Genomic DNA, 14,379 nt, shown 5'->3' on the forward strand with positions numbered 1-14,379 from the left:
GCTTCCCCGGTAGTTCGTGACTGGGCTACATTAGTAAACAGTACTGTGCTGTTAACTAATGGGGGTCCCGGTGGAGACAGCGGTGCTGGTGGTTGGAGCCGGGCCCAGTGGGCTGGTGCTGGGGTGTTCGTTGCTGCTGCGGGGAGTGGCGGTGCGGATTGTGGATCGGGCGCCCGCGCCCGCGGTCACCTCGCGGGCGCTGGGGTTGCAGGCTCGGGGGGTGGAGGTGCTGGATCGGTTGGGGGCGTTGGGGGATCTGCCGGAGCGGGCGGTTCGGGTGAGCGGGGTCAGCGTCAGCGCGAACGGGACCGAGCTGGTGCGGATCCGGGTGGATCAGGTGCCGTTGGGGAGCAGGCATCGGACGTTGTTGATCTCCCAGGCCGCGGTGGAGGGGCAGTTGCGGGAGTTGCTGGAGCGGTTGGGGGGCAAGGTCGAGTGGGGGCATGAGGTGGTTGGGCTCAGCCAGGACGGGGGTGGGGTGTCGGTGGAGGTTCGGCACGGCGCTGACGTCGCGGTGAGCCGGGCAGGCTGGGTGGTGGGGTGCGATGGGGCGCACAGCGCGGTTCGGCGGCTGGGGCGGTTCGGGTTTCCTGGGGCGCAGGTGGTGGAGAACTTCCTGCTCGCCGACGTGTACCTGGATTGGGGGCTGCCCAGGGACACCGCCGCTGCCTGGATCAGTCCGGACGGGGTGTTCGCCGCGTTCCCGTTGCCGGAGTCGAACCTGTGGCGGCTGGTCGCGCCCTGTGAACGCGGGGTCGGCGCGGACGACGTGCTGGGGCAGTTGAGCGAGTTGCTGCCCGCGCGCACCGGCTATCGCGGGGTGCGTTTCGACGGGGCCGTGTGGACCTCGGTGTTCCGCATCCACCGGCGGCTGGCCGAGCGTTACCGCCAGGGCCGGGTGTTGCTGGCCGGGGATGCCGCGCACATCCACAGCCCGTTCGGCGGGCAGGGCCTCAACACCGGGCTCGGCGACGCGGACAACCTGGGCTGGAAGCTGGCACTGGTGGCTTCCGGGCGGGCGGACGCGGCACTGCTGGACAGCTACCAGGCCGAGCGGCGGCCGGTTGCCGCCGCCGTGCTGGAGGGGACCACCGGGGCGACCCGGCTGGCATTGGGGGACGGGCGGGTGCGGCGGGTGCTGCGGGATCGGCTGGCCGCGCCGTTGCTCAACCTGCCCTCGGTGCAGCGGCGGCTGGCCAGGGCCGCCTCCCAACTCGGCGTGCACTACCGGCGTGGGCCGTTGGCGCCCTGGCGGTTCGCGCCGCTGGACACCGGGTTGCGGGCCGGGGAGCGGGTGCCGGACCTGATCTGCAGGCGGGAGGACGGCACGGCGACCCGGTTGCACGCCGAACTGCGCGGGCGGTGGGCGCTGCTGGGCCGGTACGAACCGCTGGCCGCGGTGGTGCGGGAGCTGCTCGGGGACGAGGTGGTGTTGCTGGAGCGGCCGATGGCGCAGGCCTGGCTGGTGCGGCCGGACGCGCACCTGGGTTGGCGTGGGCGGCCGGTACCGGCGAAGCTGCACCGGTGGCTGGCGAACGTGCTGCGGACCGGGCGGGCCGGATGAGGGGCCGTCCCCGCGATCCGGGGAATGACACCGCGATCCTGCGGGCCGCCCTGGACATGTTCATCCAGGGCGGGGTGGAGGGCACCAGCATCGAGCAGGTCGCCAAGCGCGCCGGGGTCGCCAGGCTCACCGTGTACCGGCGGTGGGCGAGCAAGGAACTGCTGCTGGCGCAGGCGATCGAGTTCGGGCGGGACCGGTTCATGAACCCGGCCGAGGTGCTGGCCATGTTCGCCGACGGCGAGGTCACCAGGGCCAAGCTGGTGGAGATCCTGGTGCGGGCGGTGGGCGATCCGGACTTCCGGCAGCTGGTCGGGCGGCTGGCCAGCACCGCGACCAGCCACCCCGAGCTGATGCGGGCCTACTCCGAGACCTACGTGCGGCCGCGCAAGGAGGTGGCACTGCAGGTGTTCCGGCTGTTGCAGGAGCACGGCGAACTGCCGCTGGGCATCGACCTGGAGATGCTGATGGAGAGCCTGGCGGGCGTAGTCACCTACGTGATGCTGATGAACCCGGTGCGGCGCGAACCCGAGGAGGTCCGCGCCTACCTGAACCGGTTCCTGGACCTGGTGATCAGTCCAGCGCGAACATCGAACCCGGGTTGAACAGGTTGTCCGGGTCCAGCGCGCGCTTGATCGCCCGGTGCGCGCCGATCCCGACCTCGCCGATCTCCCTGGCCAGCCACTCCCGTTTGATCTTGCCGATGCCGTGTTCGCCGGTGACCGTGCCGCCGAGGGCCAGGCCGACCTCCAGGATCTCGTCGAAGGCCAGCTTGGCCCGCTCGAACTGGTCGGCGTCGGTCGGGTCGTAGGCGATGGTGGGGTGCATGTTGCCGTCGCCGGCGTGCCCGACCACCGCGATCAGCAGCCGCTGCCGGGCGCTGATCTCCGCGCAGCCGCTGATCAGCTCGGCGATCCTGGTACGCGGCACGCAGACGTCGTCGGTGAGCCAGGCGCCGTAGACCTCCAGCGCGGTCAGCACCGCGCGGCGGGCGGCCAGCAGCATCCGGCCCTCGGCCACGTCGGTGGTGACGTAGGCGAGTTCGGCGCCCGCGGACAGGCAGAGCTGTTCGATCTTCTCCAGCTCCCGCTTGGCCACCTCGCCGCCCGCGTCGGACTGGCAGATCAGCAGGGCCGCGCTGCCGCTGCCCGCGCCGAGTTCGGTGTTGAGGTGGGCCTCCACGGCCCGGATCGAGGCCGCGTCCATGATCTCCATCAGGGACGGGACCAGGCCCTCGCGCACCACACCGGCCACCGCGACGCCCGCGGCTTCGGTGGAGGGGAAGGCGGCGACCATGGTGGCCGGGGCCTGCGGCAGCGGGCGCAGCGCCAGGGTGGCCTGGGTGATCACGCCCAGGGTGCCCTCGGAGCCGACGAACAGCTTGGTCAGGTCGTAGCCGGCCACACCCTTGACCGTGCGGCGGCCGGTGCGCAGCAGTTCACCGCTGGCCAGCACGACTTCGAGGCCGAGCACCGAATCGGTGGTCACCCCGTACTTCACGCAGCACAGGCCGCCCGCGTTGGTGGAGACGTTGCCGCCGATGGTGCACCAGTCGTAGCTGGAGGGGTCCGGTGGGTAGAACAGGCCCTCCTTCTCCACCTCCTGCCGCAGGTCGAGGTTGACCACGCCGGGTTCCACCACCGCGAGGCGGTTGTCCGGATCGATCTCCAGGATGCGGTTCATCCTGGTCATGGCCAGCACCACGCAGCCGTCGACCGCGTTGGCCGCGCCGGAGAGGCCGCTGCCGGCCCCGCGCGGCACGATCGGCGTGCCCGCCGCCGCGCAGGCCCGGACCACCGCCTGGACCGCCGCGGTGTCCGCCGGCAGCACCACGGCCAGCGGCGCGCCTGCCGGGGCGAGCGGCATCATGTCCCGGCGGTAACTCTCGGTGACATCCGGGTCGGTGATGACCCCGTCCGGCCCAAGAACGCGGCGGAGCTGGTCAAGCAGTTCGACGCTTTTCACCCGATCGTTCACCCGTCCACGGTAGTTCCACAGAAACACGCGCACGAGACGGAAAAAGTCGATGATGCGTTCACCGTGAGCCACGTAGTCTCGGATGTGATGAGCGCGTCAAGTGTGTCCACGACACTGGCCTGGTCCCCGCTGGACTCCGCGGGCCCGGCGCTGGTGTGGATCATCGTGACCACGTTCATCTTCGCCGAGTGCGGTCTGATCATCGGCCTGTTCCTGCCCGGCGACTCGCTGCTGTTCGCCGCGGGCGTGGTGCTGGCCAACCACGACCGGCCGATCGACGCCTGGGCGCTGGCCGGGGTGAGCACGCTGGTGGCGATCCTGGGCAACGAGTTCGGCTACTTCGTCGGCGCCAAGACCGGGACGAGGATGCTGGCCCGCGAGGGCGGCAAGGTACTCAACCAGCAGAACCTGCAGCGCGCCAAGGACTTCTTGGACAAGTACGGGTTCTGGGCGATCGTGGCCGCGCGCTGGCTGCCCTGGGTGCGCACGCTGGCCCCGGCCATCGCGGGCGCGGCAGGCATGGACCGCAAGCGCTACACCTGGGCCACCATCACCGGCGCGCTGACCTGGTCGCCGATCCTGATCCTGCTCGGCTACTACGCGGCTGGCCTGCTCAACCGGTACCCGTGGCTGCAGACCGTGGCGGTGATCGGGTTCGTGGCCTTCTTCGTGGTGGGCACCAGCTACGGCGTGTACCGCTACCGCCAGGAGATGCGGCGGCCGATGCACGAGGAGTCCGACGTCAAGAACGGGCCGAGCTGACCTCCGGCCACCGGATCCCGCTCAGCACCAGGTCGGCCAGCTCGCCGGTGGAGTTCACCCGGACCGCGTTGTCCTGGTCCGAGCCGAGTGCGCGCTGCCGGGCCTGGGACTCGCTGCGGCCGAACTCGCGGTGCCGGGCGATCAGCCGGGACAGCCGCAGGTCCTCGGCCGGGGCCAGGAACCACGCCTCGTCCAGCGCCGCGCGCACCCCTGACCAGGGGTCCTCGGTCAGCAGCAGGTAGTTCCCCTCGGTGATGACCAGCGGCGTGTCGGGGAAAACCGGGACCGCGCAGGCCACCGGCTCCTCGATCTCCCGGCGGAACTCCGGCGCGTACACGGTGACCGCGCCGGGGGTGTCCGGGCCGTTGGCGCGCAACCGGGTCAGCAGGTCGAGGTAGCCGTGGCCGTCGAAGGTGTCCGGGGCGCCCTTGCGGTCGGCCCTGCCGAGCCGGTCGAGTTCGCGCTGGGCCAGGTGGAAGCCGTCCATGCCGACCAGCACCGCCTTGCCGGGCAGGGCCTCGGCCAGCCGCTGGGCCAGGGTGGACTTGCCCGCGCCTGGCGCGCCGGCGATGCCGAGCAGCTGCCGCCGCCCGGCCGCGGCGAGCCGGTCCGCCCTGGCCACCAGCTCGCTGAAGTCCGCGATCACGTGCCGGTCTCCCCCGTCCGCAGCCCGGTGGTCACCGCGTGCGCGACCTCGGCCAGCTGCCCGTTCTCGTCAATGCGCAGCGCGCCGGTGATCAGGCCGACCACCTCGTTCATGGTGCGTTCCCTCGGGGACACCAGGGCCACCCGCTTGCCCAGCCGGTGCACGTGCACCCGGTCGGCGATGTCGAACACGTGCGGCATGTTGTGGCTGATCAGCACCACCGGCAGGCCGCGCTCGCGGATCCGGTTGATCAGTTCCAGCACCTTGCCCGACTCGGCGACGCCGAGCGCGGCGGTGGGCTCGTCCATGATCACCACGCGGTTGCCGAACGCGGCCGCGCGGGCCACCGCCACGCCCTGCCGCTGCCCGCCGGAGAGGGTTTCCACGGCCTGGGTCATCGAGGAGATGCCGATGCCCAGCTCGCCGAGCACCCTGGCCGCCTCGGCCCGCATGCCCTTGGTGTCCAGCAGCCGGAAAACCGAGCCGAGCACCCCGGCACGGCGGCGTTCCCGGCCGAGGAAGAGGTTGCTGGCGATGTCCTGGGCCGGTGCGAGGGCCAGGTTCTGGTAGACGGTCTCGATGCCGTGCCTGCGCGCGTCCAGCGGTCCGGAGAGCCGGACCACCTCGCCGTCGATGCGGATCTCGCCCTCGTCCGGGATCAGCGCGCCGGAGAGCGCCTTGATCAGGCTGGACTTGCCGGCGCCGTTGTCGCCGACCACGGCCAGCACCTCGCCGGGCTCCAGGTCGAAGTCGGCGCCGTTGATCGCGGTCACCTTGCCATAGCGTTTGACCAGGCCACGGGCCTGCAGCACCGGGGTCACGCCTGCCTCCCTCGGGAGAAGCGGTCCACCGCGACCGCGACGATCACCAGCACGCCGGTGGCGACGTCCTGGTAGAGGCTGTCGATGCCGGCCTGGGTGAGTCCGGAGCGCAGCACCGCCACGATCAGCGCGCCGACCAGGGTGCCGAGCACGCTGCCGCGGCCGCCGAACAGGCTGGTGCCGCCGAGCACCACCGCGGTGATCGAGTCCAGGTTGCCGGTCTGGAAGGCGTTCGGGTCCGCGTTGGGCACCCGGCCCAGCGCCTGCCAGGCGGCGATGCCGTAGACCAGCCCGGCGACCAGGTAGACGCTGAGCACGGTGCGGCGGACCTTGATGCCGGAGAGGCGAGCGGCCTCGATGTCGTTGCCGACGGCGTAGACGTGCCTGCCCCATGCGGTGCGGGTCAGCGCGTACCAGGCGATCAGGTACATCACCAGCGCCAGGCCCATGCCGACGGTGACCTCGACGTACCCGAACAGGTACTGCCGGGTGCCGAGGAAGGTGAGCAGCTCGTCGGTGACCGGGTAGCTCTGGCCGCCCGCGTAGATGCGGGCCGCGGCGGTGACGATGGTGAGCATGCCCAGGGTCACGATGAACGGCGGCAGGCTGATCCCGGTGACCACGCCACCGGTGATCGCGGCGATGCCGATGGCCACCAGGATCCCGAGCAGCAGCGCCAGCGGGGCCGAGGTGCCGCCGAGCACGAGCTGGGCCATCAGCAGCGTGCCGAGCACCGCGATGGCCGCGTTGGCCAGGTCGATGCCGCTGGTGAGGATGACCAGGGTCTGGCCGAGGGCGAGGGTGCCGATGACCAGGGACTGCTGCACGACCAGGGACAGGTTGTCCGCGGTGGCGAAGGTGTCGGTGGTCAGCGAGAAGATCAGCACCGCGGCCAGCAGCGCGAGCGCCGGGCCGACCGCGGGGGTGCGCAGTACCAGGGCCTTCATCCTCAGCCCCAGCAGTTCTGCAGGCCCCAGGCGGTGTCCTTGGCCTGGATGCCCGGCACCGGCTTGTCCGCGATCACGGTGACCCCGGTGTTGGTGAACCCGCTCGGCTTCTTGCCGCTCCTGGTGAACTCGACCCCGGCCTTGACGCCGTCCTCGGCCATCTTCTTGGGGAACTGCATCACGGTCAGCGCGTACTTGCCGTCCTTGACATCGCGCACGCCCTGGCAGCCGCCGTCGACCGAGCCGACCACGACCTTGTCCGCCAGTCCCTTGGCCTGCAACGCGGCGAAGCCACCGCGGGCGGCCGGCTCGTTGATCGTGTAGACCGCGTTGACCGCGGCGGCGCGCTGGAGCAGGTTCTCCATCGCCTGCTGGGCCTTGTTCTGGTCGCCGTTGGTGGACTCCTTGCCGAGCACCTTCGGGTCCGACTCGGTCAGGCCGATGCCCTGCAGGAAGCCGTTGTGCCGCTGTTCGTCCACGGTGCCGCCGGGGCTGCCGTCGAGCATCAGCAGCTGCGGAACGCGGTCGCCGAGGGCGGCTTTGACGTACTGGCCCTGCAGCTTGCCGGCCTCGAGGTTGTCGGTGGCGAAGGTGGCGTCGACGGCGTCCTTCGGGTTGGTCTCGGTGTCCAGGGCGATCACCAGGATGCCCTTCTCCCTGGCCTTCTTGATCGCGCCGAGGATGCCGGTGGAGTTGCTCGGCGTGACCAGGATGGTGTCCACGCCCTGCTGGACCAGGTTCTCCAGTGCGGCGACCTGGCCCTCGTTGTCCCCGTCGAACTTCCCGGCCAGCGCGATCAGTTCCGCGCCGTCCTTGCCTGCCTGGGCCTTGGCGGCCTCGCGCAGGGCGACGAAGAACGGGTTGCTGTCGGTCTTGGTGACCAGCCCGATCTTGATCTTGCCGTCGTCGTTGCCCCGGCCGTCGGTGGCCTTCTGACTGGAACAGGCGGTGCCGGCCATGGCGATGGCGCCGGTGGCGAGCAGTGCGACCAACTGAGGACCTCGTCGTCCCATGGCTGCCTCCAACAAGCGTGTGGCGCGCAACGCTAGTGAGCGGGTTCACTGGCGGCAAGCGTTTGCGCAAGCGCTTGCGGGAGGTGGGTCGGATGGTCACCATGCGGGACGTCGCCGAGCTGGCCGGCGTGTCGATCACGACGGTGTCGCATGTGGTGAACGGGACCAGGCAGGTCGCCGAGGACACCCGCGGCCGGGTGCTGGCCGCGGTCGCGCAGACCGGCTACACCGGAAACGCGATCGCTCGTTCGCTGGTCACCGGGGGTACCCGCACGCTGGGGGTGGCGATCTCGCTGGTGGCCAACCCGTACTTCGCCGAGCTGATCCAGGCGGTGGAGGGCGAGGCGGCCGCGGCCGGGTTCACCCTGTTGTTGATCGACACCCACGACGAGCCCTCGGCCGAGCAGGCCGCGGTGCGCGCGTTGCGCTCGCGGCGGGTGGACGGACTGTTGCTCACCCCGTCGGCGGGCGCCTCCGGCACCTTGCTGCCGGAGTTACGCCAGCTCGGCACGCCGGTGGTGCTGATCGACCGGCTGCCCAGTCACGGCCTGCTGGACCAGGTCGGTCCGGAGAACGCGGGCGCGACCGCGGCGCTGGTGGCGCATCTGGCCGAACTCGGCCATCGGCGGATCGGGCTGGTCAGCGGGGCGGCCGGGCTGACCACGACCAGTGAGCGGGTGCACGGCTACCGGCTCGGCCTTGGCCGGGCCGGACTGCCGGTGGACGAGGCGCTGATGGTCTCCGGGGAGTCGGCGGTGGCGCAGGCGGCGGTGGCGTTGCGGCGGTTGCTGGCGTTGCCGGAACCGCCGACCGGGGTGATCGCCGGGAACAACGCGATGCTGGTCGGGGTGCTGCGCACGCTGGGCGAGCTGGGGTTGCGGGCCGGGCGGGACCTGGCACTGGTGGGCTATGACGAGGTGGAGTGGGCGGATCTGGTGGATCCGCCGCTGACCACGATGGCGCAGCCGATCACCGAGATCGGGCGGACGGCGGTGCGGATGCTGCTGGCCCGGATCGCCGAGCCGGACCGGGCGCCGCGCACGGTGCGGCTGCCCGCGCGGTTCGTGCACCGGCGGTCCTGCGGTTGTCAGTGATCGTGCAGGTCCTCGATGTGCCACTGCGGCAACGGGTCTGGGAGGGCACGCCAGGCTTCGGGACCGGCGGCGAGTTCCGCGTCGGTGAGCAGGGCCGGGTCCAGGCGGAGGTAGGGCTCGTCGGGGGATAGCCGCTGGCCGATGAAGACGATCTCCTGGCCGCGTGGGCCGTCAGTGGCCGACCAGAGCGCGGCCGGGTCGATGGTCAGGTTGGGGCCTGCCTGGGACCACAGGGCCATGATCTCCGGGCGGGTGGCGAGCCAGCAGAAACCCTTGCTGCGCAACAGACCTGTCCAGTCGGCCAGGGCCTCGGCGAGGCGGGCCGGGTGGAAGGGGCGGGTGGCCCGGTAGGTAGTGCTGCTGATGCCGTACTCCTCGGTCTCCGGCAGGTGGGTGCCGGAGAGTTCCTGGGCCCAGCCGGGGTGCTGGGCGGCGGTGTCCGGGTTGTGGCGGCCGGTGTTGAGGATCTCGGCGGGGTCGAGCACGCCGTGTTCGGTGCGCAGCCTGCGGGCGCCGGGGTTGAGCTTGGTCAGCAGGTCCTCCAGCAGGCCGAGGTCGGCCGGGGTGACCAGGTCGGTCTTGTTGACCACCAGGGTGTCGGCGAACTCGACCTGGTCGATGAGCAGGTCGGCGATGCCGCGTTCGTCGTCCTCGGTGGCGGCCAGGTCCCGGTCGGCCAGTGCCTCGCCTGCCCGCAGTTCGGCCAGGAAGGTGGAGGCGTCGACCACGGTGACCATGGTGTCCAGCCGGGCGTGCTCGGCCAGGCTGGTCTGGTCAGGGAAGGTCCACTCGAAGGTGGCGGCCACCGGCATCGGCTCGGAGATGCCGGTGGACTCGATCAGGATGTGCTCGAAGCGGCCGTCCCTGGCCAGTTCGCCCACGGTGTCCAGCAGGTCGGCGCGCAGGGTGCAGCAGATGCAGCCGTTGGTCAGCTCGACCAGGCGTTCCTGCGTGCGGTCCAGCCTGGCGTGGTCGGCGACCAGGCGCGCGTCGATGTTGATCTCGCTCATGTCGTTGACCACCACCGCGACCCGCAGCCCGGCCCGGTTGGCCAGCACGTGGTTGAGCAGCGTGGTCTTGCCGCTGCCGAGAAATCCGGACAGCACGGTGACGGGGATCCTGGCGGGCATGGTTGTGAATGATAACGGTTATCGTTAGCGTCAGTGCTGGTGGTTCTGTCCAGGGAGGGCGTTGTGATCGTTCCGGGTGTGGTGTCGGTGACCTTTCGGCGGCTGGCCGCGACCGAGGTGGTCGAGCTGACCGCGTCGGCCGGGCTGTCCGCGATCAGCTGGGCCGGGGACGTACACGTGCCAGCCGGTGCACTCGCGGTGGCGCGGCAGGTCGGCGCGGCCACCACCGCGGCCGGGCTGACCGTGGAGGGCTACGCCTCCTACTTCGACGCCGGGGACAGCGAGCCTGCCGCCTTCGACGAGGTGCTGCGCACCGCGGTGGCGCTGGGCGCGCCCACGATCCGGGTCTGGGCCGGCAAGCGGGCGCCGGAGGATTCCGACGCCGAGCACCGGGCGCGGGTGGTGCGGGAGCTGGTGCGCTGTGCCGGACTGGCCGCTGCCGAGGGCATCCGGGTGGCGGTGGAGTTCCACGTGCACACGCTGACCAAGACGCTGGATTCGGCGGTGAAGCTGTTCGCCGAGGCGGGTCAGGAGAACCTGGTCCCCTACTGGCAGCCACGCGAGCTGCCGGAGGTCGAGGAGTGCCTGACCGAGGTGCGCGCGCTGCTGCCCGCGGTGGCCGCGGCGCACGTCTTCTCCTGGGGCGCGGACGGCTACGACGAGCGGCTGCCGCTGGATGCCCGGCCCGATCTGTGGCAGCCGGTGCTGGCCGAACTGGCCGCGGACGGGGTGCGCAGGCACGCGCTGCTGGAGTTCGTGGTGGACGACGACCCCGCGGTGTTCAAGCGGGACGCGGCCACCCTGCTGGGCTGGCTGGGCTGAGGTCAGCCCAGCCCGACCTCGGCCAGCAGCTTCAGCGAGTCCTGCACGCTGACCAGCCGGTTCAGGTTCAGGTCCGGACCCTTGATCTCGGCCAGCGGCGGCAGCCGGTGCCTGGTCGAGCTGATCCCGGCGCGCACCGGGTACTCGGCGAGGTGGTCGGCGAAGAACTGCTGGGCCGGTGCGGAGAGCAGGTACTCCACCGCCTTGTGCGCCAGCGGCACATCGTCCCCGCGCAGCGCGCCGACCCCGGCGATGTTGACCAGCGCGGCCGGATCGCTGCCGGTGACGTGGTGCAGCTGGGCACGCATCTTGTCCACGCCGACCCTGGCCGACTTCTCGAACCAGTAGTAGTGGTTGAGCAGGCCCAGCGGGACCTCGCCGCTGTCCACCGCGTCCAGCAGCTGCGGGTGGCTCTCGTAGCGGCGCGGGTTGTTGGCCTTGAACCCCAGCAGCCAGGAGCGGGCGCCGTCCTCGCCGCGCAGCACCCGCAGCGCGGTGACGAAGGAGAGCCAGGAGGCGTTGCCGGGGACGAAGCCGATCTTGCCCCGCCAGCGTCGCTGGATGAGGTCGTCGGTGCCGCGCGGGATGTCGGCCTTGGCGACCTGCCTGGGGTCGTAGCCGATCACCCTGGCCCTGGCCGAGGTGCCCACCCAGTGGCCGCTGACCGAGCGGAAGGCGCCCGGCACCGACTGCCGGAGGCCGTCGGGCAGTTCGGCCAGCAGGTCCTTGCTCTCCAGCAGGCCGAGCGTGCCCGCGTCCTGGGAGATGAACAGGTCGGCCGGGCTGTCCTGGCGTTCGGCCACCAGCTGGTCGGAGAGCTTGCTGGTGTCGCCGTAGCGGACGTCCAGTTTCACCCCGATGGCCTGCGCCATCTGACCCAGGATCGGGCCGATCTGCGCTTCGGTGCGGCCGGCGTAGATCACCAGTGTGCGCTGCTGCGGCGCGCCGGGTGCTGGGGCGGGTTGTTCGGTCGCGCAGGCGCTCAACGGGCTTAGGATCCCCACAAGCACCAGGCAGGACACGGTGGTTCTGCCCCGTGTCCGTGGATGGAGCTTGATCATGTGTTCTCCCGCCGAGTCAGCCGACACCCCTGAGCAAGGTAGGGGGATCGTCGGATGTTGCCCAGGGTGGGTGGTCTGTCGCGCTGCGTTCTTGATCAACCTGTCACCGGGACCACCGGCGTGTGGTTGGCATCACTGGAAAGAGTGATCGCATGTCAGGATGAGGCGAGTGACCGTCAACGCCGACGGTTGATCACGTGCCATCTCAACCAGATGGCGGCGGCGATGGTCGGCGCCGTCGCGCCCGACCGTCACAAGCGGTCGGCCGGCCCTGCAGACGAGGAGAGGACAGATGTCGTCGCCGGAGTACTGGACGCAACCCCGTGCGGGTGAACCGGATGCGCCCCATCCCGGAGTCCCCGCCGCCACCGCGGCCCGACCGACCGCGGAGCAGGTCATCGCGGGCCTGCGGGAGACCGATGCGGGTGGCGCTGACCTGGTGCAACTGCTGACGCCGGAGGGCGAGCGGGTGCACCACCCCGATTTCGACATCGACATCAGCCCCGAGGAGCTGCGCGGCCTGTACCGGGACATGGTGCTGGTCCGCAGGGCCGACCGGGAGGCCAACGCGCTGCAGCGGCAGGGCCAGCTGGGCATCTGGGTGCCGCTGCTGGGTCAGGAGGCCGCGCAGATCGGCGCCGGGCGGGCGATGCGGCCCACCGACATGGCCTTCCCCAGCTACCGCGAGCACGGGGTGGCCTGGTGCCGGGGCATCGACCCGGCACAGATCCTGAGCATCTTCCGGGGCACCGACCACGGTGGCTGGAACCCGCTGGAGAAGCGGTTCCACCTCTACACCATCGTGATCGGCAACCAGTGCCTCAACGCCACCGGTTACGCGATGGGCCAGAAGTTCGACGGCGTCGTCGGCGATTCCGAGGGCGAGGCCACCATGGTCTTCTTCGGTGACGGCGCGACCAGCCAGGGCGATGTGCACGAGGCCATGGTGTGGTCGGCGGTCTACGACGCGCCGGTGGTCTTCTTCTGCCAGAACAACCAGTGGGCCATCTCCGAGCCGCTGGAGCGGCAGACCAGGGTGCCGCTGTACCAGCGGGCCAGCGGGTACGGCTTCAAGGGCATCCGGGTGGACGGCAACGACGTGCTGGCCTCGCTCGCGGTGTCCAGGTGGGCGCTGGAGGAGTGCCGCAGCGGCAACGGCCCCGTGCTGATCGAGGCGTTCACCTACCGGATGGACGCGCACACCACCTCCGACGACCCGACCCGCTACCGGCTGGCCGACGAGCTGGAGATGTGGAAGCTGAAGGACCCGATCGAGCGGGTCAAGGTCTACCTGGTGCACCAGCAGTGGGCCGACGCCGAGTTCTTCGAGGCGGTGCAGGCCGAGGCGGACGAACTCGCCGCCCAGCTGCGCGAGACCTGCGTCAACATGCCGGATCCGGCGCCGGCGCAGATGTTCGAGCACGTCTACAGCGAGCAGACCGCGCAGCTGGACAAGCAGCGCGCCGACTACCTGTCCTACCTGGACGGTTTCGCCACGACCGCCGGGGGTGAGCGCTGATGGCCGCGCCGACCATGGACCGCGACACCGAGACCACGGTGCCCAAGACGCAGAAGGTCACCATCGGCAAGGCGCTCAACCTGGGGTTGCGCGCGGCGATGGAGGCCGACCCGAAGGTGCTGGTGATGGGTGAGGACGTCGGCAAGCTCGGCGGCGTCTTCCGGGTCACCGACGGCCTGCAGAAGGACTTCGGCGAGCAGCGGGTGATCGACACCCCGCTGGCCGAGTCCGGCATCATCGGCACCGCGATCGGCCTGGCCCTGCGCGGCTACCGGCCGGTGTGCGAGATCCAGTTCGACGGGTTCATCTTCCCCGGCTTCGACCAGATCGTCTCCCAGCTGGCCAAACTGCACTACCGCTCGCGCGGGCAGCTCAAGATCCCGGTGGTCGTGCGGGTGCCCTTCGGCGGCGGGATCGGCGCGGTGGAGCACCACTCGGAGTCGCCGGAGTCCTACTTCGCGCACACCGCCGGCCTGAAGGTGGTGGCCTGCTCCAACCCGGTGGACGCCTACTGGATGATCCAGCAGGCCATCCGCTGCGACGACCCGGTGCTGTTCTTCGAGCCCAAGCAGCGCTACCACGAGAAGGCCGAGCTGGACACCACGGTGACCCCGGGTCCGCTGTTCGCCTCCCGGGTGCTGCGCAAGGGATCCAGCGTCACCGTCGCGGCCTACGGCCCGACCGTGAAGACCTGTCTGGACGCCGCGGCCGCGGCCGCCGAGGAGGGGCTGGAGCTGGAGGTCATCGACCTGCGCGCGCTGTCCCCGCTGGACCTGGGCCCGGTGTTCGAGTCGGTGCGCCGCACCGGACGGCTGGTGCTGGTCAGCGAGGCGCCGCCGGAGGCTTCGATCACCTCCGAGATCACCACCAGGGTGCAGGAGGAGTGCTTCTACTCGCTGGAGGCGCCGATCCTGCGGGTCACCGGCTTCGACACCCCGTACCCGGCCTCCAAGCTGGAGGACGACTTCCTGCCCGACCTGGACCGGGTGCTGCACGCCGTCGAACGCTCGCTGGGCTGGTGAGGGG

14 protein-coding genes are annotated in these 14,379 nt (G+C 70.9%); 7 read left to right on the top strand and 7 right to left on the bottom strand.

Annotated features, from left to right (window positions below; genetic code table 11):
• The first annotated feature begins 82 nt into the window (after positions 1–82).
• Both HNR67_RS45530 and HNR67_RS04710 read left to right on the top strand, forming a co-directional pair.
• Positions 83–1,564 carry an FAD-dependent monooxygenase gene (locus tag HNR67_RS45530; protein WP_312986434.1) on the top strand — a complete coding sequence of 494 codons (1,482 nt, stop codon included), beginning with the start codon at positions 83–85 and terminating at the stop codon, positions 1,562–1,564.
• Positions 1,561–2,166, top strand: a complete 606-nt coding sequence (locus HNR67_RS04710) for a TetR/AcrR family transcriptional regulator (protein WP_185000893.1) — start codon at positions 1,561–1,563, stop codon at positions 2,164–2,166. The genes HNR67_RS45530 and HNR67_RS04710 overlap by 4 nt, the downstream gene beginning before the upstream one ends.
• On the opposite strand, the gene HNR67_RS04715 is transcribed toward HNR67_RS04710, so the two are convergent.
• Positions 2,135–3,526 carry an FAD-binding oxidoreductase gene (locus HNR67_RS04715; RefSeq protein WP_185010140.1) on the bottom strand — a complete coding sequence of 464 codons (1,392 nt, stop codon included), beginning with the start codon at positions 3,524–3,526 and terminating at the stop codon, positions 2,135–2,137. The genes HNR67_RS04710 and HNR67_RS04715 overlap by 32 nt on opposite strands.
• 99 nt (positions 3,527–3,625) lie before the next feature.
• Here HNR67_RS04715 and HNR67_RS04720 point away from each other — a divergent pair, with 99 nt between their 5' ends.
• Positions 3,626–4,300 (top strand): DedA family protein, encoded by a 675-nt coding sequence (locus HNR67_RS04720; protein WP_185000894.1) that lies wholly within the window; start codon positions 3,626–3,628, stop codon positions 4,298–4,300.
• Here the strand turns inward: HNR67_RS04720 and HNR67_RS04725 are convergent.
• From HNR67_RS04725 to HNR67_RS04735, 4 genes are read right to left on the bottom strand one after another with little or no spacing between them, the layout of a single operon-like run.
• Positions 4,281–4,943 (bottom strand): nucleoside/nucleotide kinase family protein, encoded by a 663-nt coding sequence (locus tag HNR67_RS04725; RefSeq protein WP_185010142.1) that lies wholly within the window; start codon positions 4,941–4,943, stop codon positions 4,281–4,283. The two genes, HNR67_RS04720 and HNR67_RS04725, sit on opposite strands and share 20 nt — an antisense overlap.
• Complete coding sequence (locus tag HNR67_RS04730) at positions 4,943–5,767, bottom strand: ATP-binding cassette domain-containing protein (protein WP_312986436.1); 825 nt, start codon at positions 5,765–5,767, stop codon at positions 4,943–4,945. Before HNR67_RS04730 ends, HNR67_RS04725 begins: the two co-directional genes overlap by 1 nt.
• Positions 5,764–6,714 carry an ABC transporter permease gene (locus HNR67_RS44100; protein WP_246492459.1) on the bottom strand — a complete coding sequence of 317 codons (951 nt, stop codon included), beginning with the start codon at positions 6,712–6,714 and terminating at the stop codon, positions 5,764–5,766. Before HNR67_RS44100 ends, HNR67_RS04730 begins: the two co-directional genes overlap by 4 nt.
• A 2-nt stretch (positions 6,715–6,716) precedes the next feature.
• A complete protein-coding gene (locus HNR67_RS04735) occupies positions 6,717–7,673 on the bottom strand; it encodes a substrate-binding domain-containing protein (RefSeq protein WP_221490424.1) in 957 nt (318 codons plus the stop codon).
• Between the two features lie 146 nt (positions 7,674–7,819).
• On the opposite strand from HNR67_RS04735, the gene HNR67_RS04740 reads away from it, so the two are divergent.
• Positions 7,820–8,821 carry a LacI family DNA-binding transcriptional regulator gene (locus HNR67_RS04740; protein ID WP_185000897.1) on the top strand — a complete coding sequence of 334 codons (1,002 nt, stop codon included), beginning with the start codon at positions 7,820–7,822 and terminating at the stop codon, positions 8,819–8,821.
• Here HNR67_RS04740 and HNR67_RS04745 read toward each other — a convergent pair.
• On the bottom strand, positions 8,815–9,951 hold the full coding sequence (locus tag HNR67_RS04745; protein ID WP_185000898.1) for a GTP-binding protein: 1,137 nt from the start codon (positions 9,949–9,951) through the stop codon (positions 8,815–8,817). The two genes, HNR67_RS04740 and HNR67_RS04745, sit on opposite strands and share 7 nt — an antisense overlap.
• Before the next feature lie 63 nt (positions 9,952–10,014).
• Here HNR67_RS04745 and HNR67_RS04750 point away from each other — a divergent pair, with 63 nt between their 5' ends.
• Complete coding sequence (locus HNR67_RS04750; RefSeq protein ID WP_185000899.1) at positions 10,015–10,773, top strand: sugar phosphate isomerase/epimerase family protein; 759 nt, start codon at positions 10,015–10,017, stop codon at positions 10,771–10,773.
• Between the two features lie 2 nt (positions 10,774–10,775).
• Here HNR67_RS04750 and HNR67_RS04755 read toward each other — a convergent pair whose 3' ends face one another.
• Complete coding sequence (locus HNR67_RS04755; RefSeq protein WP_185000900.1) at positions 10,776–11,759, bottom strand: ABC transporter substrate-binding protein; 984 nt, start codon at positions 11,757–11,759, stop codon at positions 10,776–10,778.
• Positions 11,760–12,126: 367 nt separating this feature from the next.
• On the opposite strand from HNR67_RS04755, the gene pdhA reads away from it, so the two are divergent.
• The gene (pdhA, locus tag HNR67_RS04760; protein ID WP_185000901.1) at positions 12,127–13,353 is read left to right on the top strand and encodes a pyruvate dehydrogenase (acetyl-transferring) E1 component subunit alpha; all 1,227 of its coding nucleotides are present in this window, start codon (positions 12,127–12,129) and stop codon (positions 13,351–13,353) included.
• Positions 13,353–14,375 (top strand): alpha-ketoacid dehydrogenase subunit beta, encoded by a 1,023-nt coding sequence (locus HNR67_RS04765; protein ID WP_185000902.1) that lies wholly within the window; start codon positions 13,353–13,355, stop codon positions 14,373–14,375. The genes pdhA and HNR67_RS04765 overlap by 1 nt, the downstream gene beginning before the upstream one ends.
• Positions 14,376–14,379: the final 4 nt, after the last annotated feature.

Origin of the sequence: Crossiella cryophila, assembly GCF_014204915.1 — a bacterium.
Classification (GTDB): domain Bacteria; phylum Actinomycetota; class Actinomycetes; order Mycobacteriales; family Pseudonocardiaceae; genus Crossiella; species Crossiella cryophila.

What these genes read in the sequence shown, in the direction of transcription:
- HNR67_RS04735 (WP_221490424.1), bottom strand. Translation starts at nt 7,673, where the DNA reads ATGGCCGGCACCGCCTGTTCCAGTCAGAAGGCCACCGACGGCCGGGGC.
- HNR67_RS04720 (WP_185000894.1), top strand. Translation starts at nt 3,626, where the DNA reads ATGAGCGCGTCAAGTGTGTCCACGACACTGGCCTGGTCCCCGCTGGAC.
- HNR67_RS44100 (WP_246492459.1), bottom strand. Translation starts at nt 6,714, where the DNA reads ATGAAGGCCCTGGTACTGCGCACCCCCGCGGTCGGCCCGGCGCTCGCG.
- HNR67_RS04745 (WP_185000898.1), bottom strand. Translation starts at nt 9,951, where the DNA reads ATGCCCGCCAGGATCCCCGTCACCGTGCTGTCCGGATTTCTCGGCAGC.
- pdhA (WP_185000901.1), top strand. Translation starts at nt 12,127, where the DNA reads ATGTCGTCGCCGGAGTACTGGACGCAACCCCGTGCGGGTGAACCGGAT.
- HNR67_RS04740 (WP_185000897.1), top strand. Translation starts at nt 7,820, where the DNA reads ATGGTCACCATGCGGGACGTCGCCGAGCTGGCCGGCGTGTCGATCACG.
- HNR67_RS04765 (WP_185000902.1), top strand. Translation starts at nt 13,353, where the DNA reads ATGGCCGCGCCGACCATGGACCGCGACACCGAGACCACGGTGCCCAAG.
- HNR67_RS04710 (WP_185000893.1), top strand. Translation starts at nt 1,561, where the DNA reads ATGAGGGGCCGTCCCCGCGATCCGGGGAATGACACCGCGATCCTGCGG.